At 70.7% G+C, this 21,279-nt stretch carries 19 protein-coding genes; 4 read left to right on the top strand and 15 right to left on the bottom strand.

The features are described from left to right. Positions 1 to 79: 79 nt before the first annotated feature. From ftsH to dacB, 5 genes are all read right to left on the bottom strand, one after another. Positions 80 to 2,116, bottom strand: a complete 2,037-nt coding sequence (gene ftsH, locus MQV74_RS23210) for an ATP-dependent zinc metalloprotease FtsH (RefSeq protein ID WP_242729023.1) — start codon at positions 2,114 to 2,116, stop codon at positions 80 to 82. 203 nt (positions 2,117 to 2,319) lie between these two features. Next, positions 2,320 to 2,880: a hypoxanthine phosphoribosyltransferase gene (hpt, locus tag MQV74_RS23205; RefSeq protein ID WP_030679974.1), complete on the bottom strand. Its 561-nt coding sequence runs from the start codon at positions 2,878 to 2,880 to the stop codon at positions 2,320 to 2,322. Positions 2,881 to 2,956: 76 nt separating this feature from the next. Beyond that, positions 2,957 to 4,042, bottom strand: a complete 1,086-nt coding sequence (gene tilS / locus MQV74_RS23200) for a tRNA lysidine(34) synthetase TilS (RefSeq protein ID WP_242720556.1) — start codon at positions 4,040 to 4,042, stop codon at positions 2,957 to 2,959. Positions 4,043 to 4,279: 237 nt separating this feature from the next. After that, a complete protein-coding gene (locus MQV74_RS23195) occupies positions 4,280 to 5,401 on the bottom strand; it encodes a zinc-dependent metalloprotease (RefSeq protein WP_138961095.1) in 1,122 nt (373 codons plus the stop codon). A 92-nt stretch (positions 5,402 to 5,493) separates the two neighbouring features. Then, positions 5,494 to 7,005, bottom strand: a complete 1,512-nt coding sequence (gene dacB / locus MQV74_RS23190) for a D-alanyl-D-alanine carboxypeptidase/D-alanyl-D-alanine endopeptidase (RefSeq protein WP_242729021.1) — start codon at positions 7,003 to 7,005, stop codon at positions 5,494 to 5,496. Between the two features lie 97 nt (positions 7,006 to 7,102). On the opposite strand from dacB, the gene MQV74_RS23185 reads away from it, so the two are divergent. Together MQV74_RS23185 and MQV74_RS23180 are read left to right on the top strand one after the other, a co-directional pair. Then, complete coding sequence (locus MQV74_RS23185) at positions 7,103 to 7,594, top strand: inorganic diphosphatase (RefSeq protein ID WP_138966881.1); 492 nt, start codon at positions 7,103 to 7,105, stop codon at positions 7,592 to 7,594. A gap of 183 nt (positions 7,595 to 7,777) precedes the next feature. Further along, a complete protein-coding gene (locus tag MQV74_RS23180) occupies positions 7,778 to 9,436 on the top strand; it encodes a threonine/serine exporter family protein (protein ID WP_242720553.1) in 1,659 nt (552 codons plus the stop codon). 16 nt (positions 9,437 to 9,452) lie between these two features. Here MQV74_RS23180 and MQV74_RS23175 read toward each other — a convergent pair whose 3' ends face one another. After that, positions 9,453 to 10,637, bottom strand: coding sequence for a DedA family protein (locus MQV74_RS23175; protein WP_242720551.1), 1,185 nt, complete (start codon positions 10,635 to 10,637; stop codon positions 9,453 to 9,455). 204 nt (positions 10,638 to 10,841) lie between these two features. Then, the gene (locus MQV74_RS23170) at positions 10,842 to 11,600 is read right to left on the bottom strand and encodes a MerR family transcriptional regulator (RefSeq protein ID WP_242720544.1); all 759 of its coding nucleotides are present in this window, start codon (positions 11,598 to 11,600) and stop codon (positions 10,842 to 10,844) included. A gap of 167 nt (positions 11,601 to 11,767) precedes the next feature. Between MQV74_RS23170 and MQV74_RS23165 the strand changes: the two genes are divergently transcribed. After that, complete coding sequence (locus MQV74_RS23165) at positions 11,768 to 13,180, top strand: glutamate decarboxylase (RefSeq protein ID WP_242720542.1); 1,413 nt, start codon at positions 11,768 to 11,770, stop codon at positions 13,178 to 13,180. A 113-nt stretch (positions 13,181 to 13,293) separates the two neighbouring features. Here MQV74_RS23165 and MQV74_RS23160 read toward each other — a convergent pair whose 3' ends face one another. The 6 genes from MQV74_RS23160 to MQV74_RS23135 form a co-directional block, all read right to left on the bottom strand. Next, positions 13,294 to 14,127 carry an ABC transporter permease gene (locus MQV74_RS23160; RefSeq protein ID WP_242720540.1) on the bottom strand — a complete coding sequence of 278 codons (834 nt, stop codon included), beginning with the start codon at positions 14,125 to 14,127 and terminating at the stop codon, positions 13,294 to 13,296. After that, on the bottom strand, positions 14,124 to 15,086 hold the full coding sequence (locus MQV74_RS23155; protein WP_242720538.1) for an ATP-binding cassette domain-containing protein: 963 nt from the start codon (positions 15,084 to 15,086) through the stop codon (positions 14,124 to 14,126). Before MQV74_RS23155 ends, MQV74_RS23160 begins: the two co-directional genes overlap by 4 nt. A gap of 138 nt (positions 15,087 to 15,224) precedes the next feature. Next, positions 15,225 to 15,872, bottom strand: coding sequence for a PadR family transcriptional regulator (locus tag MQV74_RS23150; RefSeq protein WP_242720536.1), 648 nt, complete (start codon positions 15,870 to 15,872; stop codon positions 15,225 to 15,227). A gap of 67 nt (positions 15,873 to 15,939) precedes the next feature. Next, complete coding sequence (locus MQV74_RS23145) at positions 15,940 to 16,488, bottom strand: DinB family protein (protein ID WP_242720534.1); 549 nt, start codon at positions 16,486 to 16,488, stop codon at positions 15,940 to 15,942. 388 nt (positions 16,489 to 16,876) lie between these two features. Next, the gene (locus tag MQV74_RS23140; RefSeq protein WP_242720533.1) at positions 16,877 to 18,334 is read right to left on the bottom strand and encodes an aldehyde dehydrogenase family protein; all 1,458 of its coding nucleotides are present in this window, start codon (positions 18,332 to 18,334) and stop codon (positions 16,877 to 16,879) included. A gap of 61 nt (positions 18,335 to 18,395) precedes the next feature. Further along, the gene (locus MQV74_RS23135; protein WP_242720531.1) at positions 18,396 to 19,307 is read right to left on the bottom strand and encodes a helix-turn-helix domain-containing protein; all 912 of its coding nucleotides are present in this window, start codon (positions 19,305 to 19,307) and stop codon (positions 18,396 to 18,398) included. A gap of 316 nt (positions 19,308 to 19,623) precedes the next feature. Between MQV74_RS23135 and MQV74_RS23130 the strand changes: the two genes are divergently transcribed. After that, positions 19,624 to 20,139 carry an ATP-binding protein gene (locus tag MQV74_RS23130; RefSeq protein ID WP_242720529.1) on the top strand — a complete coding sequence of 172 codons (516 nt, stop codon included), beginning with the start codon at positions 19,624 to 19,626 and terminating at the stop codon, positions 20,137 to 20,139. A gap of 201 nt (positions 20,140 to 20,340) precedes the next feature. On the opposite strand, the gene MQV74_RS23125 is transcribed toward MQV74_RS23130, so the two are convergent. Together MQV74_RS23125 and MQV74_RS23120 are read right to left on the bottom strand one after the other, a co-directional pair. Then, positions 20,341 to 20,580, bottom strand: coding sequence for a DUF397 domain-containing protein (locus MQV74_RS23125; RefSeq protein WP_171075823.1), 240 nt, complete (start codon positions 20,578 to 20,580; stop codon positions 20,341 to 20,343). Between the two features lie 309 nt (positions 20,581 to 20,889). After that, complete coding sequence (locus MQV74_RS23120; protein ID WP_242720527.1) at positions 20,890 to 21,225, bottom strand: ArsR/SmtB family transcription factor; 336 nt, start codon at positions 21,223 to 21,225, stop codon at positions 20,890 to 20,892. Positions 21,226 to 21,279 lie beyond the last annotated feature (54 nt).

Raw genomic sequence — 21,279 nt, 5'->3', positions numbered from 1 at the left:
CGGCCGAAAAGAGCCGTGCCCCCCAGGCTAGAACCAGGGGGGCACGGCATCCATTCCGGGCCTGCTGAGGCGCGCGGGATCAGCTCTCGGGGCGGTCCTCCGGGGCCACCTCGAGGGACTTGGTCTCTCCGCTGGAACCGCTGGAGGCGGTCACCGCGGGAGAGGCCCCGTTCGCGCCGTTCGTCAGGGACAGCTCCTTGGGCGAGAGCACCGGCGGGCGGGTCGACGGCGTGCGCCGCGTGGAACCCGTCCAGGCCGGGCGGGCCGGGCGCTTGACGATCGGGGCGAAGACCTCGGCGATCTCCTCCTTGCCGAGGGTCTCCTTCTCGAGCAGCGCGAGGACCAGGTTGTCCAGGACGTCGCGGTTCTCGACGAGGATTTCCCAGGCCTCGTTGTGCGCGGTCTCGATGAGCTTCTTGACCTCTTCGTCGACCAGCGCCGCGACCTCTTCCGAGTAGTCGCGCTGGTGCGCCATCTCGCGCCCGAGGAACGGCTCGGTGTTGTCGCCGCCGAACTTGATCGCGCCGAGCCGCTCGGTCATGCCGTACTGCGTGACCATCGCGCGGGCCGTGGCGGTGGCCTTCTCGATGTCGTTCGCCGCACCGGTGGTCGGGTCGTGGAAGACGAGCTCCTCCGCCGCGCGGCCGCCCAGCATGTAGGCCAGCTGGTCCAGCATCTCGTTGCGCGTGGTGGAGTACTTGTCCTCGTCCGGGAGGACCATCGTGTAACCGAGGGCACGGCCGCGGGACAGGATCGTGATCTTGTGAACCGGGTCGGAGTTCGGGGAAGCCGCCGCGACCAGGGCGTGTCCGCCCTCGTGGTACGCGGTGATCTTCTTCTCCTTGTCGGACATGATCCGGGTCCGCTTCTGCGGGCCCGCCACGACGCGGTCGATGGCCTCGTCCAGCATGTGGTTGTCGATGAGCTTCTTGTCGCTGCGGGCCGTGAGCAGCGCCGCCTCGTTCAGCACGTTGCTCAGGTCGGCGCCGGTGAAGCCCGGGGTGCGGCGGGCGACCGCCGCGAGGTCGACGTCCGGAGCGACCGGCTTGCCCTTCTGGTGGACCTTGAGGATCTCCAGACGGCCCTGCATGTCCGGGCGGTCGACCGCGATCTGCCGGTCGAAGCGGCCGGGCCGCAGGAGGGCCGGGTCGAGGATGTCCGGGCGGTTCGTGGCGGCGATCAGGATGACGCCGCCCTTCACGTCGAAGCCGTCCATCTCGACGAGCAGCTGGTTGAGCGTCTGCTCGCGCTCGTCGTGACCGCCGCCGAGGCCGGCGCCGCGATGGCGGCCGACGGCGTCGATCTCGTCGACGAAGACGATCGCCGGGGCGTTCGCCTTGGCCTGCTCGAAGAGGTCACGGACTCGGGAGGCACCGACACCGACGAACATCTCGACGAAGTCGGAACCGGAGATCGAGTAGAACGGGACGCCCGCCTCGCCCGCGACGGCGCGCGCGAGGAGCGTCTTGCCCGTACCGGGCGGGCCGTAGAGCAGCACGCCCTTGGGAATCTTGGCGCCGACCGCCTGGAACTTGGCGGGCTCCTGGAGGAACTCCTTGATCTCGTGGAGCTCCTCGACCGCCTCGTCCGAACCGGCGACGTCGGCGAACGTCGTCTTGGGGGTGTCCTTGGTGATGAGCTTCGCCTTGGACTTGCCGAAGTTCATGACCCGGCTGCCGCCGCCCTGCATCTGATTCATCAGGAACAGGAAGACGACGACGATCAGGACGAAGGGGAGGAGCGACAGCAGGATGCCGACGAACGGGTTCTGCTTCGACGGCGAGACGGTGTAACCGTCGGGGATCTGCTTGTCCTCGTACTTGGCCTGCAGCATCTTGGCGATGTCGACGCCCTGGTCGCCGATGTAGCTCGCCTGGATCTTGCTGCTGCCCTTGACCTTCTGGCCGTCCTTGAGCTCGACCTTGATGGTGTGATCGTCACCGGTCGTGAGCTTGGCCGACTCGACCTTGTTGTCGTCGATGGCCTGCACGACCTGGCCGGTGTCCACTGTCTTATAGCCGCCACCCGAACCGACGACCTGCATCAACACGACCACGGCAAGGACGGCCAGCACGATCCACATGACTGGCCCACGGAAGTATCGCTTCACGTCCATCCACACGGAGCGATGCCGCTCCGTACCTCCTGCCATAGTGAGTTTGATAAAAGACTGTTCTTCGGACGGTACCCCAGCATTGTCACCCGAAGCCGCACGGGACGGCTGGCAATCCCGCCTTCGCATGCTCCAACGGCGGGAAACGGCTGGGGGTTCCCGGGCGTCTTACGCCGCCCGGGCCACCCCGCGCAAGTCGCGCGCCGTCAGCCGCCGTACACGTGCGGGGCGAGGGTGCCCACGAACGGCAGGTTGCGGTACTTCTCCGCGTAGTCCAGGCCGTACCCGACGACGAACTCGTTCGGGATGTCGAAGCCGACCCACTCGACGTCGATCGCGACCTTCGCGGCCTCCGGCTTGCGCAGCAGCGTGCACACCTTGAGGGACGCGGGCTCGCGCGAGCCGAGGTTGGACAGCAGCCAGGACAGGGTCAGGCCGGAGTCGATGATGTCCTCGACGATCAGGACGTGCTTGCCCTTGATGTCGGTGTCGAGGTCCTTGAGGATCCGGACCACGCCCGAGGACTGGGTGCCCGCGCCGTACGACGACACCGCCATCCAGTCCATGGTGACCGGGGTGGACAGGGCGCGAGCCAGGTCCGCCATGACCATGACGGCGCCCTTGAGCACGCCGACGATGAGCAGGTCCTTGCCCGCGTACTCCGCGTCGATCTTCGCGGCCAGCTCAGCCAGCTTCGCGTCGATCTCTTCCTTGGTGATGAGCACCGACTGGAGGTCGGTGCCCATGTCTTTCGCGTCCACCCGCATCACTTTCGGTCGTCCCACCGGCCCGCGGAGAAGAGTCGGGAAAACAGCTGGAATCAGTTGCAACCGGTCTTCCGCGTCAGCCTTGCCGGATCACCAGTCTGCCACCCTGCCGCTGAGCGACGACTTTGCCCGGGAGATTGATGGCCCCCTGGCCGCGCCATCCGGTGATGAGCCGGTCGACCTCTTCGATGTGCCGGGCGAACAGCGCGCCCGCCGGAGCACCGGCCTCGATGGCCGCCCTGCGCACGATGCGGCGGCGCACCGCGGGCGGGAGGGCGAAGAGCTTCGCGCACTCCAGGCGTCCGTTCGCGTCGCGTACGGACGTCTCGGCCTGGGCGGCCCAGGCGTCCAGCGCGTCGGCGTCGTCCCGGGACAGCTGGGCCGTACGGGCGAGTGCTTCCACGACGCCCTTGCCGAGCGCCTTCTCCAGGGCGGGCAGGCCCTCGTGGCGCAGGCGGGAGCGGGTGTAGGCCGGGTCCGCGTTGTGCGGGTCGTCCCAGACCGGCAGGGACTGGACCATGCACGCCTTGCGCGCGGTCTGCCGGTCGATGTGCAGGAACGGCCTGCGGTAGCGGCCCTGGGTGCCGGACACGGCGGCCATGCCGGACAGGGAGCGGATGCCGGAGCCGCGCGCGAGGCCGAGCAGGACCGTCTCGGCCTGGTCGTCGCGGGTGTGTCCGAGGAGCACGGAGGCGGCGCCGTGGCGGTCGGCGACGGCGTCCAGGGCCGCGTACCTGGCGTCGCGGGCGGCGGCCTCCGGGCCGCCGCCGCGGCCCACCGAAACGGCGAGCGACTCGACCGGGTCGAGGCCGAGGGCGGTCATGCGCGCGACGACCTCGGCGGCCCGCAGGTCGGAGCCCGCCTGGAGGCCGTGGTCGACGGTGACGGCGCCGGCGCGGATGCCCAGCTTGGGGGCCTCGAAGGCGAGGGCGGAGGCGAGCGCCATGGAGTCGGCGCCGCCCGAGCACGCCACGAGCACGAGCGGCGAGGGGAGCGGCTCGTGTGCGGGCGGCGTCGGGCGTGAGGTCGGGGAGGCGTGCGCGTCTGCGTGGGGGGCGTGCGGGGAGTCGAGTTCGCGCTGGGCGGCGACGTCGGTCAGTACGTCGTGAAGTACGCGGCGGACCGCCAGGCGTATCGCCGCGACCGCAGGATGGGGACCCATTCCGGTTGGTTCCCTTCATGAAGTTCGGGGGGTGAGCCTCGGGGCTGTCACTCAGCGCCCTCGCGTGGGGGTCGCGAGGTACGGATCCCATGATCCCCACACAATCGGTCACTGAGAGTGTGTCGATGGTGACAGAACCGAGCCGTTACCCGAGCATTGCACGCCTACCCATGGCTCACGGTCCCTCGGACGGGTGATAACGGGGGCGTTCTCCTGCCGTCGGCCGCATCTGTTCGCTCAGTCTGCCTTACGGTGCACCCGCGCGACCCAGTCCGCTGGTTTGGCGATCTCCGCCTTGGTGGGAAGCGTGTTCGGAGAGGTCCACACGCGGTTGAAGCCGTCCATGCCGACCTCGTCGACGACGGCCCGCACGAAGCGCTCCCCGTCGCGGTACTGCCGCAGCTTGGCGTCCAGGCCGAGGAGCTTGCGCAGGGCCTGGTCGAGGCGGCTCGCGCCGCGCTGGCGGCGCTCCTTGAACTTCTCGCGGATCTCGCCGACGGACGGGACGACACCGGGCCCGACGCCGTCCATCACGTAGTCGGCGTGGCCCTCCAGGAGGGACATCACGGCCGTCAGGCGGGCCAGGATCTCGCGCTGCGTCGGGGTCTGCACCAGGTCGACGAAGGAGCGGCCGCCGTCGTCCTCCTCGGCCTCCGGACGGCCGCCCGCCAGGCTCTGCGCGGCCTCCCTGATGCGCTCCAGGACGGTCATCGGATCCACCTCGGTCTCCCCGAGGAAGGCCTGGATCTCACTCTCCAGGTGGTCGCGCAGCCACGGCACGGACGAGAACTGGGTGCGGTGCGTCTCCTCGTGCAGGCACACCCAGAGGCGGAAGTCGTGCGGGTCGACGTCCAGTTCGCGCTCCACGTGCACGATGTTCGGCGCGACGAGGAGGAGCCTGCCGCCGCCGTTCGCCCCGGCGGGCAGCTCGCGGGTGGCGGGGGCGAAGGTCTCGTACTGGCCGAGGACGCGGGACGCGAGGAAGGACAGCAGCATGCCGAGCTCCACGCCCGTCACCTTGCCGCCGACCGCACCGAGGACGGCGCCGCCCGGGCCGCCGCCGCGCCGGTCCTTCATCTTCTCCAGGAGGGGCTTGAGGACCTCCCGGAACCCGGCCACGTTCGCCCGGACCCAGCCCGCGCGGTCGACCACGAGCACGGGTGTGTCATGTGTCGCGTCCGTACCCATCCTGGTGAAGGAACGGACGTGCTCCTCCGAGGACTTGGCGTGCCGGCGCAGCTCCGCGACCACGGCGCGGGCCTCGTCCCGGCTCACCTCCGGGCCCGGCCGCACGAGCCGGGTCGCGGTCGCCACCGCGAGATTCCAGTCGACCATCTCCGCACCACCGAGGCTCGTCATGTGTCAACGGTACGTGGTCGGCCGCGCGCGCGTACCGGGTTGGGGCGCCCTTCGGCCGGGCCCACCGGCCGCGCCGGGGCCGGTGAGCGCGGCTACGGGGCGCAGCCGCAGGCGGCTGTCGCCGAGGCCATGGCGTCCAGGGCCGCCTGGGCCCCGACCGCGTCCGTCGTGCCCGTCGTCATGAAGGCGAAGGCCAGGAGTCGCCCGTCGGCGGTGACGACCGTGCCGGCCAGGGCGTTGACGCCGGTGAGCGTGCCGGTCTTGGCGCGGACCAGGCCCGTGCCCGGCGACCCCTTCGGGTAGCGGTCGACGAGGGTGCCGGTGAAGCCCGCGACGGGCAGGCCGGTGACCACGGAGCGCAGTTCGGGGTGGTCGCGGTCGGCGGCGCGGGCCAGCAGCGCGGCGAGCAGGTCCGCGCTGAGCCGGTCCTCGCGGTCGAGGCCGCTGCCGTCGGCGAACTCGGCCCCCGACAAGGGGAGGTCGAGCTTCTTCAGACGGGCGCGGACCGCCCGGGAGCCGCCGTCGAAGCTCGGCCGCTGCTCGCTCGCCCGGGCGGCCTCGCGCGCGAGGGCCTCGGCGATGTCGTTGTCGCTGTGGGTCAGCATGCGCTCGACGAGCACGGAGAGGGCGGGCGACGAGGTCCGCGCCAGCTTGCCCGCGCGCGGGGAGGCCTTGGCGCGGGCGGGCTCTCCCTGGACGTCGACACCCCGCTCGCGCAGCAGGTCCGCGAATTTCCGCGCGGCGTCCGCCGCCGGGTCGGTGGAGCGCGGGGCGGGGCCCGAGGTGGAGTCGTCGAGGCGGCCCTCGTCGACCATGAGGGCGCTGACCGGCGTGATGTTCTCGTTCGGCCCGATGGGGTGCTGCGCCGGGCCCGCGTACCGGGAGGTGTCGTAGGCGAGCGTCACCCGGCCCTTGGTGCCGCGCTTCTTCAGGGCGCGGGCCGTGTCGTCGGCCAGGGCGCGCAGGCTGGCGAAGCCCGTCACGTACCGGCCCTCCTTGCGCGCGGTCAGGGTGGGGTCGCCGCCGCCGACGAGGACGACCTTCCGGGAGCCGGGTTCGAGGACGGTCCGCGTGGTGAGCCGGTGGTCGGGGCCCACGGCGGTGAGCGTGGCCACCGCGGTGGCGATCTTCGTGGTGGAGGCCGGTGTGAGGGCGTCGCCCGCTCGCTCGCCGTACAGGCGCTTGCCGGTGGCGACGTCGACGACGACGGCGGCCCGCTCGGGGCCGAGCGCCCGGTCCTTCAGGACCGGGTCCAGGACGTCGGAGAGCGACTTGCCGCCCGGCTTCGCGCGGGCCGGGGCGCCGAGCCCGGCGAGCACGGCCGGGGCGCTCGGAGCGGCCTGCGGGCCCCGCATTCCCGGAAAGCCGAGGTGATCTGCGCCACCCCCGGCTTCCTGAGAGGCGGCGGAGCGACGCTCCGCCGTACGCTGACCGGAGGAGTCCCAGGGCCCGGCCGCGGTGACCGCCACGGCCGCGACGGCGAGGCCCACGGCGGCGGAGCCCGTCGTGACCTGCCACGTCTTGGCTGTCCGGAGCTGTCCGGCAGGCCCGACGGCAAGCCGCCGCAGCAGCGGCAGCGGCCGCCGAAGCCACCGCCGAGTCATGCGCTCGTCCACGACGACCTGCCCCTTTCGCGATCACACATCTGCGTGAGGGACACTTAACCACCCGAAGTATGTGCTGATCATGGAGGAGCCACCCGTGGAGTTCGACGTCACCATCGAGATTCCGAAGGGTTCGCGGAACAAGTACGAGGTCGACCACGAGACCGGCCGTATCCGCCTGGACCGTCGACTCTTCACGTCCACCAGCTACCCGGCGGACTACGGCTTCGTCGAGAACACCCTGGGCGAGGACGGCGACCCGCTGGACGCCCTGGTGATCCTGGACGAGCCGACCTTCCCCGGTTGCCTCATCAAGTGCCGCGCGATCGGCATGTTCCGGATGACCGACGAGGCGGGCGGCGACGACAAGCTGCTGTGCGTTCCGGCCTCCGACCCGCGCGTCGAGCACCTGCGCGACATCCACCACGTGTCCGAGTTCGACCGCCTGGAGATCCAGCACTTCTTCGAGGTCTACAAGGACCTGGAGCCGGGCAAGTCCGTCGAGGGCGCCGACTGGGTCGGCCGCGCCGACGCCGAGGCCGAGATCGAGGCCTCGTACAAGCGCTTCCAGAGCAACGGCGGCCACTGAGCCTCACGTACACGAACGGGCCGTGTGACCCCTCCTGGGGTCACACGGCCCGTTCGTGTGCCCGGACGCATACTGAGACGAGCGAAAACGGCAACGATCAATTGAGACACCCCCACGGCGGGTGACCACATCCGCGAGAGCGGCGCGCCGGTGCAGGCGCATGGAAGGGAGCGAGGGGAAGCGGTGGCTGACCCGGAGGACGAGGACCGCAAGCCGCAGTCGGACGAGGCACGCAGCGCCTTCGCCCCGGTGGGCGGGGTCGAGCAGACGGCGGCGCCGGAGGAGGATCATCCGTCCTCGGAGTTCACGATCCCCACGGGGCTGAGAATCCCCGTCGTGCCCGAGGACAAGGAGTCCTCGGCCTTCACCACGCCGCAGGCGTACGACGGACGGCAGTCGCCGCCCGCCTTCACGCCGCCGGGCGGTGTGCCGGTGGTCCGGCTCACCAAGGAGGCGCCCTGGCAGGACCGGATGCGCACGATGCTGCGCACCCCGGTCGCCGAGCGCCCGGCCCCCGAGGCCACGCAGCGGCACGAGGACGAGTCCGGGCCCGCCGTGCCGCGCGTGCTCGACCTGACGCTGCGCATCGGGGAGCTGCTGCTCGCGGGCGGCGAGGGCGCCGAGGACGTGGAGGCGGCAATGTTCGCCGTCACGCGCGCGTACGGCCTGGACCGCTGCGAGCCGAACGTGACGTTCACGCTGATCGCCATCTCGCACCAGCCCTCGCTCGTCGACGACCCCGTCACGGCGTCCCGTACGGTACGCCGCCGGGGCACCGACTACACGCGGCTGCAGGCCGTCTTCCGGCTCGTCGACGACATCAGCTCCGAAGAGGTCGACGTCTCCCCGGAGGAGGCCTACCGGCGTCTCGCGGAGATCCGGCGCAACCGCCACCCCTACCCGGGGTGGGCCCTGACGGCGGCGGGCGGGGTGCTCGCGGGCGCCGCGTCCGTGCTCGTGGGCGGCGGGGTCGTGGTGTTCGTCGCGGCGGCGATCGGCGCGATGCTGGGCGACCGCCTTGCGTGGCTGTGCGCCGGGCGCGGGCTTCCGGAGTTCTACCAGTTCGTGGTGGCGGCGATGCCGCCCGCCGCGATGGGCGTGGCGATCAGCCTCCTCGACCTGCCGGACGTACGGGCCTCCGCGGTGATCACCGGTGGTCTCTTCGCGCTGATCCCGGGGCGGGCCCTGGTCGCGGGCGTGCAGGACGGTCTGACCGGCTACTACATCACCGCCGCGGCCCGGCTCCTCGAGGTCGGGTATCTGATCGTCGGGATCGTCTGCGGCGTCCTGCTCGTGCTCTATCTGGGCGTGCAGCTGGACGCGGGGCTCAATCCGGAGACGTCGATCCACTCCACCGACCGGCCGTTGCTCCAGATCCTGGCGTCCATGGCGCTGAGCTGCGCCTTCGCGATCCTGCTCCAGCAGGAACGATCCACCGTGCTGCTCGTGACCCTGAACGGCGGCGTGGCCTGGGTCGTGTTCGGGGCGCTCGCCCGGGCCGGGGACATCTCGCCGGTGGCCGCGACGGCCGTCGCGGCGGGGCTGGTGGGCCTGTTCGGGCAGCTGCTCTCGCGCTACCGGTTCGCGTCCGCGCTGCCGTTCGTGACGGCGGCGATCGGCCCGCTGCTTCCCGGTAGCGCCACGTACTTCGGGCTGCTGGAGATCGCCCGCAACAACCTCAACCCGGGGCTCGCCTCGCTGTCCAAGGCGGCGGCGCTCGCCCTCGCCATCGCGATAGGGGTGAACCTGGGCGGGGAGCTGTCGCGGCTCTTCCTCAAGGGACCGCGGCCGCCGCAGGAGGCACAGGGGCGCCGCGCGGCCAAGCGGACGCGCGGCTTCTAGCGTCTGTCCTGCCCGGTCAGTACCGGGGGTGGCCCTGCTGGGGCTCTTCGGGGTGCTGCGGCTGCTGGCCCGGGTACTGGCCCTGCTGGTGCTGCTGCGGGGCCTGCTGGTGCGGGTACGGCTGCTGGGCCTGGTACTGCTGGCCGTCCGAGGGGGCGGCGTACTGGCCGCCGTGCTGGCCCTCGTACTGGTTCCCGTACTGGTTGTCGTACTGGTTGTCGTAGGGGTACGGCTGCTGGGGCTGCTGGTACTGCTGCTGGCCCTCGTAGGGGGAGGCGTACTGCTGGTGGTCGGCCTGGCCTCCGTACTGCTGGTGCTGGGGCTGCTGGCCGGGGTGCTGGTACTGCTGCTGGTACTGACCGCCGGGGTACTGCGGCCGCTGGGCCTGGTACTGGGACTGGTCGGGGTACTGGCCCGGATACGAGGACTGCTGGTGCTGCTGGTGCTGCTGCTGGCCCGGGTACTGCGGCTGCTGGCCGGGGTGCTGGTACTGGCGCGCGGCCTCGGGGGTGCTCGCGGAGGTGTCGTCCTGGGCCGCCGGGGAGGCCGGGGCCGCCGCCGGGGCCTGGGCGGCCGCCTTCTTCTTCTGCGAGCGGGCCCGCAGGAACTCGATGATGATCGGGACCACCGAGATGAGGACGATCAGGATGAGGATCGCCTCGATGTTCTTGTGCACGAACTCGTGCTTGCCGAGCCACGCACCGAGCAGCGTGACCCCCGCGCCCCACAGGATGCCGCCGATGACGTTGAACGTGATGAACGAGCGGTAGCGCATGCCGCTGACGCCCGCGATGATCGGCGTGAACGTACGCACGATCGGCACGAAGCGGGCCAGGACCAGGGACTTCGGACCGTGCTTCTCGAAGAACTCGTGGGCCTTGACCACGTTCTCCTGTTTGAAGAGCTTGGAGTCCGGACGGTTGAACAGGGACGGGCCGACCTTCTTGCCGAAGAGATAGCCGGCCTGGTCACCGGCGATCGCGGCGATGCAGATCAGGATGCAGGCCAGCCACAGCGGAGTGTCCAGCTTGCCCGTCGTGATCAGCAGGCCCGTGGTGAACAGGAGCGAGTCGCCCGGCAGGAAGAAGCCGATGAGCAGCCCCGACTCGGCGAACACGATGAGGAGCAGGCCCCACAGACCGAACTGGTTCAGCAGGTAGTCCGGATCCAACCAGGTTGGTCCGAGCGCAAGCGTCTGCACGGTTCCGGGCTCCTGTGGGTGTGAGGCGTATGGAGGAGGGGGTGCGGGGCGGGCCGTGCGTAGTGATGGCTTCGGCCACGCCGCTCAAAGCTATCAACGCGGGCCGGGAGCGACAGGTTCCACCGCTCGAATCCCGCTGGGCGCACGGCCCGCACGCTCGTCGCCCCTCGGCCCCCTCTCGGCCCCCCTCGGCCGCTCGGGGCGCTATCCGTGCCGCGCCGTGTTCGCCGCGATCGCGTCGCGCAGGTAGGCCGCGAGACCCGGCCGGATCGCCTCATAGGTGGCCGTGAAGCGCGGGTCGTCCACGTACATGGCGCCCAGGCACGCGTGCATCTCGTGCGAGCAGTCGTAGTAGCTGTCGCTGATCAGCAGCCGGTGGGCCTCGGCCGCGTCCATGGCCTCCGCGGACGCGGCGGGCGTGCCGGCGTCGAGCAGGTCCGCCACGCGCGCGTGCAGGGCGTCCATGGCGTCGTTGATCCGCTTCCAGTCCTCCTTCGTGTACGCGGCCGTGCGGCGGCGCGACTCGGCGTACGCCTCCGTGGCGCCCCAGCGCTGCTGGACCTCGTCCTCGTACTGGTCGGGATCGAAGTCTCCGAAGACCTCGAACTTCTCCTCGGGCGTGAGGTTGATCCCCATGCGTCTCGCCTCCATGGCGGTCTCGACAGCGGCGGCCATCTCCTGGAGCTTGGCGATGCGCTCGGTGAGCAGCCCGTGCTGGCGCCGCAGCTGTTCCTGCGGGTCGGCGTCGGGGTCGTCGAGCAGCGCGGCGACCTCGTCCAGCGGAAAGCCCAGCTCGCGGTAGAACCGGATCTGCTGGAGCCGGTCGAGGTCGGCGTCGCCGTAGCGCCGGTGGCCCGCGTGGCTGCGCCCTGAGGGCACGAGGAGGCCGATCTCGTCGTAGTGGTGCAGGGTGCGCACCGTGACCTTGGCGACGGCCGCCACCTGTCCGACGGAGTAGCTCACCGCTGTCTCCTTTCCTTCTGACACCGACAAGCCTGGGTCCTCACGTCGCGTGAGGTGCAAGCCCAGGATGCCTCCGGATGTTGCGCCGGTTCCGTCCGCTTACAGTGGCCGCAAGGGCCGGGGTGGGCGTGGAGGAGCCCGGAAGCCGACCTCCGGGAGGCACCGCCATGTCGCTGCACCGTGGCGCCGACGAGGGCGACGCGCGCCCGCTGTCCGTGAACCCGTTCTTCGGCGAGGCGAACCCCGTCGGGGGCATGACCGAGGCCCCGCCCAAGCACCGCCTCCCCCAGGACCCGCTGCCGCCCTCCACGGCGTACCAGCTGGTCCACGACGAGCTGATGCTCGACGGCAACTCCCGGCTCAACCTCGCCACCTTCGTCACCACCTGGATGGAGCCGCAGGCGAGCGTGCTCATGGCGGAGTGCCGGGACAAGAACATGATCGACAAGGACGAGTACCCGCGCACCGCCGAGCTGGAGCGGCGCTGCGTGGCCATGCTCGCCGACCTGTGGAACGCGCCGGATCCGGCGGCCGCCGTGGGCTGTTCGACGACCGGGTCCAGCGAGGCGTGCATGCTCGCGGGCATGGCGCTCAAGCGGCGCTGGGCGCGGCGCAACGCCGACCGGTACCCGTCCCGCGAGGCCCGGCCCAACCTCGTCATGGGCGTGAACGTGCAGGTGTGCTGGGAGAAGTTCTGCACCTTCTGGGAGGTGGAGGCGCGGCAGGTCCCCATGGAGGGCGACCGCTACCACCTCTCCCCCGAGGCCGCGGCCGCGCTCTGCGACGAGAACACGATCGGGGTCGTCGCCGTCATGGGGTCCACGTTCGACGGCTCGTACGAGCCCGTGGCGGACGTCTGCGCGGCCCTCGACGCGCTCCAGGAACGCACCGGGCTCGACGTCCCCGTGCACGTGGACGGGGCCTCCGGGGCGATGGTCGCGCCCTTCCTCGACGCGGACCTCGTGTGGGACTTCCGGCTGCCGCGCGTGGCGTCGATCAACACCTCCGGGCACAAGTACGGCCTCGTCTACCCCGGGGTCGGCTGGGCACTGTGGCGCACGCCCGCCGAGCTGCCGGAGGAGCTGGTCTTCCGCGTGAACTACCTGGGCGGTGACATGCCGACCTTCGCGCTGAACTTCTCCCGGCCCGGGGCGCAGGTCGTCGCGCAGTACTACACGTTCCTGCGGCTCGGCCGTGCCGGGTACCGGGCGGTGCAGCAGGCCTCGCGGGACGTGGCCCGGGGGCTCGCCGGACGGATCGAGGACCTCGGGGACTTCCGGCTCCTCACGCGCGGGGACGAGCTGCCGGTGTTCGCCTTCACGACGTCGGACGACGTGCGCGCGTACGACGTCTTCGACGTGGCCCGGCGGTTGCGGGAGCGGGGGTGGCTGGTGCCCGCCTACACCTTCCCCGCGCACCGGGAGGACCTGGCGGTGCTGCGGGTGGTGTGCCGCAACGGGTTCTCCGCGGACCTGGCGGGGCTGTTCCTGGAGGACCTGGGGCGTTTGCTGCCGGGCCTGCGGCAGCAGCCCGGTCCGCTGACCCGGGACCGGGACGGGGCTACGGGGTTCCACCACTGAGCCGGGCCCTCGCGGGTGCGCCCCGGACCCGCCCCTTCCCGATTCCTGGGGGCTCCGCCCCCAGACCCCCGCTCCTCGAACGCGCGGAGCGCCGACGGAGCGGGGGCGCCCGGCTAGCGGCTCAGTGCGCCGAAGCGGCGTACCGCCAAGGGGAGGAACACCGCCACCAGGACCAGTGGGGACAGGACCGCCAGGAGGTCGGCGTGGGTGGTGGCCCAGGAGGAGGCGGTGGAGGCGGGGGCGTTGCCGAACAGGTCGCGGGCCGCCGTGGCGGTCGCCGACATCGGGTTCCACTCCACCGCCGCGCCCAGCCAGTCCGGCATGCTCCCCGGCACCGTGAACGCGTTGGAGAAGAACCCGACCGGCCAGACCAGGATCTGCACGGCCACCACCAGCTCCGGCCTGCCCGCGACCATCGCCAGGTAGATGCCGAGCCACAGCATCGCGAACCGCAGCAGGAGCAGCAGCCCGACCGCGCCCGCCGCCCCGCCGAGGGACCCGTGCCAGCGCCAGCCGATCGCGAGGCCGACGCCCATCATGACGAGGAGGGAGGCGAAGGACTGGAACATGTCCGCGACGGAACGGCCCACCAGGACCGCGCCGTTGGTCATCGGCATGGAGCGGAAGCGGTCCACCACGCCCTTGTTGAGGTCTCCGGTGACCGCGACCATCGTGGCGTCCAGGCCGAACACCATGGTCAGCGCGAACATGCCGGGGACGAGGAACTCGACGTAGTCCCCTTCGACGCCCTTACCGCCGCCGATCAGGTAGTTGAACATCAGCAGCAGCATGACCGGGAAGGCCAGGCCGACGACGACCTGCACGGGCTGGCGCGCCCAGTGGGCGAGCTCGCGCCGGGTCATGGTCCAGGAGTCGGCGAGGGCCCAGCCGACGGCCGTGCCCGCCCCCGCGCCCGGTCGGGTACTCGTGCTCGTGCTCGTGCTCATACGGTCTCCTTCGCGCGGTCGTCGGCCTCGGCGCGTCCCGTCAGGCGCAGGAACACCTCGTCCAGGGTCGGTCTGCGCACCGCGATGTCCTCCGCCTCGATGCCCGCCTCCTGGAGCGCCCGTACGACCCGCGTCAGGGCCTCCATGCGGTCCGCGACGGGCGCACTGGCCAGGCGGCGGTCGGCGTCGACCGTGACGTCGCCCGGGTCGCCGGGGAGCAGCCGGGCCGCCCGCACCAGTTGGGCTCCGTCGCGGACGACCACGTCGATGCGGTCGCCGCCGAGGCGCGCCTTCAGCTCGTCCGCCGTGCCCTCGGCGATCGCCTTGCCGCTGTCGATCAGGGAGATGCGGTCGGCGAGCTGGTCGGCCTCCTCCAGGTACTGGGTCGTCAGGAGCACCGTCGTGCCGCCGCCCACCAGGGAGCGCACCGCGTCCCACACCTCCGCGCGGCCGCGCGGGTCCAGGCCCGTCGTCGGCTCGTCGAGGAACAGCACCTCCGGCTCCGTGATCAGCGACGCGGCGAGGTCGAGGCGGCGCCGCATGCCGCCGCTGTAGCGCTTGACCGCCTTGCCGCCCGTGCCGTCGAGGCCGAAGCGGGCCAGCAACTCCTCGGCCCGCACGCCCGCGCGCCGCACACCCAGGTGGTAGAGCCGCCCGAACATCTCCAGGTTCTGCCGGCCGCTCAGCTCCTCGTCGAGCGCCGCGTGCTGGCCGAGCAGGCCGATGCGGCGGCGCACCTCCCCGGCCTCGCGCCGCGCGTCGCACCCGGCGATCTCCACGCGGCCCTCGTCGGCCGTGAGCAGCGTGGACATGATGCGCACCGCCGTGGTCTTGCCCGCGCCGTTGGGGCCGAGCACGCCGTGCACCGTGCCGCGCCCCGCCACCAGGTCGAGCCCGTCCAGGGCCCGCTTCTCGCCGTATCGCTTCCGTACGCCGTCCAGGACGATCGCGTCCGTCATCCGACTCCTTCCGGGCTCCGCCTACGCACCCTAGTCAAGTTTGACTAGGGTGAGGCAGAGGAAAGTACTCCCCTGGAGTTGGGTTAGTCAAACTTGATTACTTGGACGGAAGGGAGGGCCTCGACGGGCCGCTCCCGGCTAGCGGCGGTCTCCGGGGTGCTTCTCCCCCGTCGCGTACGGGTTCTCCTCGCCCTCCCCGAGGACCCCGACGAACGGCTCCCCCTCGCCGGCGAAGGCGTACGCGCCGTTCTCGATCCGCTCGATGAGGCCCTTGGTCCACTCCGCGCCCGCGTCGGCCGAGTGGACCCAGAGGTTCATGATCTCGCCGATGTGGCCGAGCTGCCCGGGGCCGTCCTCGGGCGTGTAGTACTCCGTGACGCCGTGGCGCCAGTCCTCGATGGCGCGCACCCGCTCCTTGAGGAGCGAGACGACCTCCTCGCGCGGCAGGAAGACCATGAAGCCGACGGCCGCCGAGAGCACGTCGGACTTCTGGTCGTGCGCGACGGCGGTCAGGGCCGCACGGAGAAGGGCCAGGAACTCCTCGGTGCCCTTCTCCGTGATCTCGTACTCGGTGCGGGGCGGGCCGCCCGCCGTGGACGGGGCGGTCTCGTGCTCGTGCAGCAGTCCCTGCTTGGTCAGCTGCCGCAGCGCGTGGTAGATCGACCCGGGCTTGGCGTTGGACCACTCGTGGGCGCCCCAGTACTCCAGGTCGTTGCGCACCTGGTAGCCGTGCGCCCGCCCGTGCTGGTGGACCGCCCCGAGGACGAGCATCCGGATCGCCGACATTCACCGCACCCTTCGGCTTACAGTCATCAACTTTGACTAGGGTACGGCCCGGGAGGCCCATGACGTCTCAGCCCCAGGACTGGCCCGACTCCAGCGCCACCAGTTCGAAGGCGGTCTTGCCGTCCAGGCTCTCGCGGATGATGTCCGCGTGGCCCGCGTGGCGGCCGATCTCCTCGACGAGGTGCAGCAGCAGCCAGCGCATCGACACCGCACCGTCCTGGGGGAACCACGGCGCCTCGGGCAGCGGGAAGGTGTCGTTCAGGCTCGGCACGGACCGGATGAACTCCTCGGTCTCGGCGGCCACTTCGGCCCAGAAGGCGAGGGTGTCGGCGAGCGTCTCGCCCTCGACGAGCCGGAAGCTCTCACCCCAGGTCTCCTGGGTCCGCTGGCGCTCGTTGGGCTTCTGCTGGGCCATGCGCAGCCAGTTCAGCTCGGTCTCGGCGACGTGCTTGACCAGGCCCCCGAGGGTCAGCTCGCTGGCGCTCGGGCGGGTGACCGCCTGCGTGTCGTCCAGGCCGAGCACCGAGCGGCGCAGACCGCCGCGCTGGGCCTCGACGAAGGCCAGGAGCGCGCCGCGCTCGTCGCCGTGGGCTTCCGCGTTGACGTGAGTGGGCATGGGATCCGCCTCTCCCGAAGGGTGCTCGCCGGGCTTTCCGACACCTCATACGCTACGGACCCTCGCGGACAACTACTGTCCTCAAGGGTCCGGGGGCTTTCCGGCACGGGTGCGGGGTCAGACCTCCCTGCGCCCGACACGTTCCTGGGGTCGCGCTTGAGATGCCCCGTGGCCGCGTCCAGGGCGGCGGGCTCCCACGGGGCCTGCCAGGTCACTCGCCGCTCCCGGCCGCTTCGAGGAGGGCGCGGCGCGCTTCGTCGTGCGGGATGGGCGCTTCCGCGCGACCGAGCGCACGGTCACGCTCCAGACGGGCGAGGGCAAGCGCGTCCGCACACCTAGGTATGTGTCTGGGGCGATGCCGTAAGCGCGCCCGGAGTTCCGGCCCCGCTCAGAACGGGAAGCGCGAGCGGCCGTGCTGGACCGAGATCCACTTCAGCGCGGTGAAGGCCTCGACGGTCGACTCGCCGTTCAGGCGCCCCACGCCCGAGTGCTTCTCGCCGCCGAACGGCACGATCGGCTCGTCGTGGACGGTGCCGTCGTTGATGTGGATCATGCCGGTGCGGATGCGCCGGGCGACGCGGACGCCGCGCTCGGTGTCGCCGGTGTGGATCGCGCCGCTCAGGCCGTACGGCGTCTCGTTGGCGATGCGGACGGCCTCCTCCTCGCCGTCGAACGGCAGGATGATCGCGACCGGGCCGAAGACCTCCTGGCGCAGCACCGGGGAGTCGTCCGGCAGGTCCGTGAGGACGGAAGGGGACACGAGGTTGCCGTCGGTGGCACCGTGCAGCAGGGCCGTGGCGCCCGCCTGGACGGTCTGCGCGACCAGCGAGGAAACGCCTTCCGCCTGCGAGGAGTTGATGAGCGGGCCGATGTGCGTCGACGGGTCCGCGGGGTCGCCGACCTTCAGGGTCTTGACCTTGGCGACGAACTTCTCGGTGAACTCGTCCCGCAGCGAGCGGTCCACCAGGATGCGGTTCGCTGCCATGCACACCTGCCCCTGGTGCACGAAGCGGCTGAACACGGCGGCGTCCACCGCGTAGTCGACGTCCGCGTCGTCCAGGACGATCAGCGCGCTGTTGCCGCCCAGTTCGAGGATGCAGCGCTTGAAGGTCTGGGCGCAGACCGTGGCGACGTGGCGGCCGACGGCGTCCGAGCCGGTGAAGGAGATGACGCCGGGCACCGGGTGCTCCAGGAGGGCGTCGCCGATCTCGGCGATGTCCGTGATCACGACGTTCAGGACGCCCGGGGGCAGCCCTGCCTCCTCGAAGATCTTGGCGACCAGGCTGCCGCCGAGCACCGGCGCGTTCTGGTGCGGCTTGAGGACGACGGCGTTGCCGAGCGCGATGGCCGGGGCGACCGACTTCAGCGAGAGCAGGAAGGGGAAGTTGAAGGGGCTGATGACGCCGACGACGCCGACCGGGACGCGGTAGAGGCGGTTCTCCTTGGTGTCGTCCGGCGAGGGGAGTATCCGGCCCTGCGGGGCGAGCGCCAGGTGCACCGCCTCGCGCAGGAACTCCTTGGCCAGGTGCAGCTCGAAGCCCGCCTTGACGAGGGTGCCGCCGAGCTCCGCGACGATCGCCTCGGTGATCTCGGCCTCGCGCTCCTCGACTATGCGCAGGGCGCGCTCGAAGACCGTGCGGCGCGTATAGGGGTTGGTCGCGCCCCAGGACTCCTGCGCGCGCTGGGCGGCGCGGTAGGCCTGGTCGATCTCGTCGGCCGTGGCGACCGTGATCGACGCCAGCTTCTCCCCGTCGTACGGGTTGAAGTCGATGATGTCCCAGGAACCTGAGCCGGCCTTCCACTCACCGTCGATGTACTGGTGAGCCAGATCGGTGAAGAAGGACATGAGTCGGGACCCCTTGCCGCGGATGAGCAGACACCTGAATTCCAGTCATACTACTGACGATTCAGGTCAGTTGGAGTAGACCACGGAGAAGGTCGCGACTGTCGGCCGGATTCGGACAGTCCTCCTGGAGCTCGGCCATCGCCCGCTCGTACTGGGCCACTTCCTCCCGCTTGTCCAGATAGAGGGCGCCGGTCAGCTGCTCCAGATAGACGACGTCCGAGAGATCGGACTCCGGGAAGCTCAACATCGTGAACGCGCCGCTCTCGCCCGCGTGTCCGCCGAAGGTGAAGGGCATGACCTGCAGCGTCACGTTCGGCCGCTCGGAGATGTCGATCAGGTGCTGGATCTGACCCCGCATCACTTCCCGGTCGCCGTACGGCCGTCGCAGCGCGGCCTCGTCGAGGACGCACTTGAACTGCGGCGCGCGCTCGGACACGAGGAGCTTCTGTCGCTCCAGGCGCAGGGCCACTCTGCGGTCGACGTCGGCCTGGCTCACCTTGGCCGGGCGGCCGGTGCCTCCCCGGCCTGCGGCCTTGCCCGCGGCGATCTTCATGCCGCGCTCGACGACAGCGTGGGCGTACGCCTCCGTCTGCAACAGGCCGTTGATGAACTGGACTTCGTAGACGCGGATGAGGGACGCGGCGCCCTCCAGGCCGATATATGTCTGGAACCAGCCCGGCAGGACGTCGGAGTAACTGTGCCACCAGCCGGTCAGGTTGGCCTCCTTGGCGAGCGAGAGGAGCGCGGAGCGCTCGGCCTCGTCGATGACGCCGTAGAGCGTGAGGAGGTCTTCCACGTCCCTGGATTTGAAGCTCACCCTGCCCAACTCCATGCGGCTGATCTTCGATTCGGACGCGCGGATCGAGTAACCGGCCGCTTCGCGGGTGATGCCGCGTGCCTCCCTCAGGCGCCTCAGTTGCGAGCCCAGCAGGATGCGCCGTACCACCGAGCCGCTCGACTCCCCAGCGGTCACTTCGCTCAGTCCTCCCCAAGGTGTTGAGACTCGCAGTCTGCCATTAAACGCTTCGGGCGGTACTCGTTCGGTTACGGAAAGGGAAAGCGTAAGGCAGGTCTCCGCAAGAAACCGTAGGAAGAAATAGGCAAGAAGCGCCCTAGGAGCGGTCAAGTCCGGCGCGTGCACGTGCATCTGCCCTTGCATCTGCTGTACGCATTCGGAACCATGGTCGGCGCGCCACTTCTGTGCCGCTGCTCCACCGACCAGCTGTACCGACCGCGCCACCGTTCGATCGCTTTGTACCGCGAGCCGCGAAAACCGGGGAGTGCCTCGCATGGGGACGAATGGATCAACCATGCTCGAGCCATTACGGCAGGGGCTTCCTCCGCTCGATCCCTCCGCGGTCTCCAGCGCCGCTTCCTGCGCCCTCCCCGCCCGCTACGAAGCCGTGGGCAGCGCACGCCAGTTCACTCGCAAGACGCTCGCGTCGTGGGAGCTCGACGACCGCTTCGACGACATCGCGCTCGTCGTCTCCGAACTCGTCACCAACGCCCTGAGACACGCGCTTCCCGGCGACAGGACGCACACCGAGGTGCACTGCGTCGTCGGCGAGGACTCGCCCGTGCGGCTGCACATGATGCGGTGGACCTCACGCCTGGTGTGCGCGGTACGGGATCCCAGCGACGACGGTCCGGTGGCGCGCGAGGCCGGTGACACCATCGACGACTTCGCCTCCGAGTCGGGCCGCGGGCTCTTCCTGGTGGACTCGTTCAGCGACGGCTGGGGCTGGCACCCGCTCGCGGGCGCGCTGAACGGCAAGGTGGTGTGGGCGCTGTTCCAACTGGCCTGACGGCCCGGCCCCGCCGTGGGCCGGGCGGCCTTCCGGCCGGCCGGAACAGCCCTGCCCCCGTCTCCCGCGGGTGTTCACCCCCCGCGTCCCCGTGAACGATCGCCTTCCGTCGCGGTTTCCCCCACGGACGATCGTTTCTGCTGACCTCGTCTGCCTTGCTTCCGCTTGCGCGCTCCTCGTCGACCGGTCGGATCGAAGTGGTCAGCCGCCGAGCAGATGGTCGAACTCGCCGTCCTTCATGCCGAGCAGCATGGCCTCGATCTCGGCGCGCGTGTAGACGAGCGCGGGCCCGTCCGGAAAGCGCGAGTTGCGGACGGCGACATCGCCGCCCGGCAGCTTCGCGAACTCCACGCAGGAACCCTGCGAGTTGCTGTGCCTGCTCTTCTGCCAGACCACCCCGTGAAGATCCGTGGCCGCCATGCCGTTGAACACGTGGTGCACAGGTCGCTCCCCGGTGGTGCCGTGGCTGTTGTTGTAGCCGTCAACTGTCCCGGATCATAGCTGTGTTCATGTGCCGATGCATGGGCAGATGCACGTGCACGCGGCGTGGTGAGCTGGTTACAGCTCCCTCGCCACCACGCCGAACCCCGCATGACATGCGAACGCCAGCCCCCGTCCATGATCTTCCGCGCCCTCTTCCGCGCGGGGTTGACCGAATCCGATGACCTCGTACATGAGGAACAGACGCGCGCGGAGGCCTTCTGGTGGCAGGTGAATTTTCCGGCTGCGCGCGGCGGCGGGCGGTACGGGCTACTCCGGGGGCTCGCTCGTGCGCTCGCACGTGCGTTGACACGTGCGTTCGTGCCAGAGGTGTTCGTACGGTCCCAGCCAGTCGCGCACCTCGGCGAGACGGAATGCTTCGATCCGGTAGATGCGCTGGCGGCCCGCCCGCTCCCCGGAGACGAGACCGGCCTCCCGCAGCACCTTCAGGTGCTCCGAGAGGCTGGGCCTGCGCATGTCGAAGTGCGAGGCGAGGGCCTGTACGGGCTGCGGGCCGCGGTCGCGCAGCAGGCGCAGGACCTCGCGGCGGGTGCCGTTGGCCAGCGCGGCGAACAGCCGGTCCTCGTGTTCGCCGGTGCTGACCATGGTGGGCGCCGCCTCTCCTTGACCTCGGGGCCCGCGGGTCTGCCCGGTGGCAGG

The sequence above is a fragment of the Streptomyces sp. AN091965 genome (assembly GCF_022698285.1).
Lineage (GTDB): Bacteria > Actinomycetota > Actinomycetes > Streptomycetales > Streptomycetaceae > Streptomyces.
This window is presented reverse-complemented; position numbering and strand designations above follow the sequence as displayed.

Coding starts and splice junctions, on each gene's coding strand:
- ftsH (WP_242729023.1), bottom strand. CDS start 2,116: ATGGACGTGAAGCGATACTTCCGTGGGCCAGTCATGTGGATCGTGCTG.
- hpt (WP_030679974.1), bottom strand. CDS start 2,880: ATGCGGGTGGACGCGAAAGACATGGGCACCGACCTCCAGTCGGTGCTC.
- tilS (WP_242720556.1), bottom strand. CDS start 4,042: ATGGGTCCCCATCCTGCGGTCGCGGCGATACGCCTGGCGGTCCGCCGC.
- MQV74_RS23195 (WP_138961095.1), bottom strand. CDS start 5,401: ATGACGAGCCTCGGTGGTGCGGAGATGGTCGACTGGAATCTCGCGGTG.
- dacB (WP_242729021.1), bottom strand. CDS start 7,005: ATGACTCGGCGGTGGCTTCGGCGGCCGCTGCCGCTGCTGCGGCGGCTT.
- MQV74_RS23165 (WP_242720542.1), top strand. CDS start 11,768: ATGTCGCTGCACCGTGGCGCCGACGAGGGCGACGCGCGCCCGCTGTCC.
- MQV74_RS23160 (WP_242720540.1), bottom strand. CDS start 14,127: ATGAGCACGAGCACGAGCACGAGTACCCGACCGGGCGCGGGGGCGGGC.
- MQV74_RS23155 (WP_242720538.1), bottom strand. CDS start 15,086: ATGACGGACGCGATCGTCCTGGACGGCGTACGGAAGCGATACGGCGAG.
- MQV74_RS23150 (WP_242720536.1), bottom strand. CDS start 15,872: ATGTCGGCGATCCGGATGCTCGTCCTCGGGGCGGTCCACCAGCACGGG.
- MQV74_RS23145 (WP_242720534.1), bottom strand. CDS start 16,488: ATGCCCACTCACGTCAACGCGGAAGCCCACGGCGACGAGCGCGGCGCG.
- MQV74_RS23140 (WP_242720533.1), bottom strand. CDS start 18,334: ATGTCCTTCTTCACCGATCTGGCTCACCAGTACATCGACGGTGAGTGG.
- MQV74_RS23130 (WP_242720529.1), top strand. CDS start 19,624: ATGGGGACGAATGGATCAACCATGCTCGAGCCATTACGGCAGGGGCTT.
- MQV74_RS23120 (WP_242720527.1), bottom strand. CDS start 21,225: ATGGTCAGCACCGGCGAACACGAGGACCGGCTGTTCGCCGCGCTGGCC.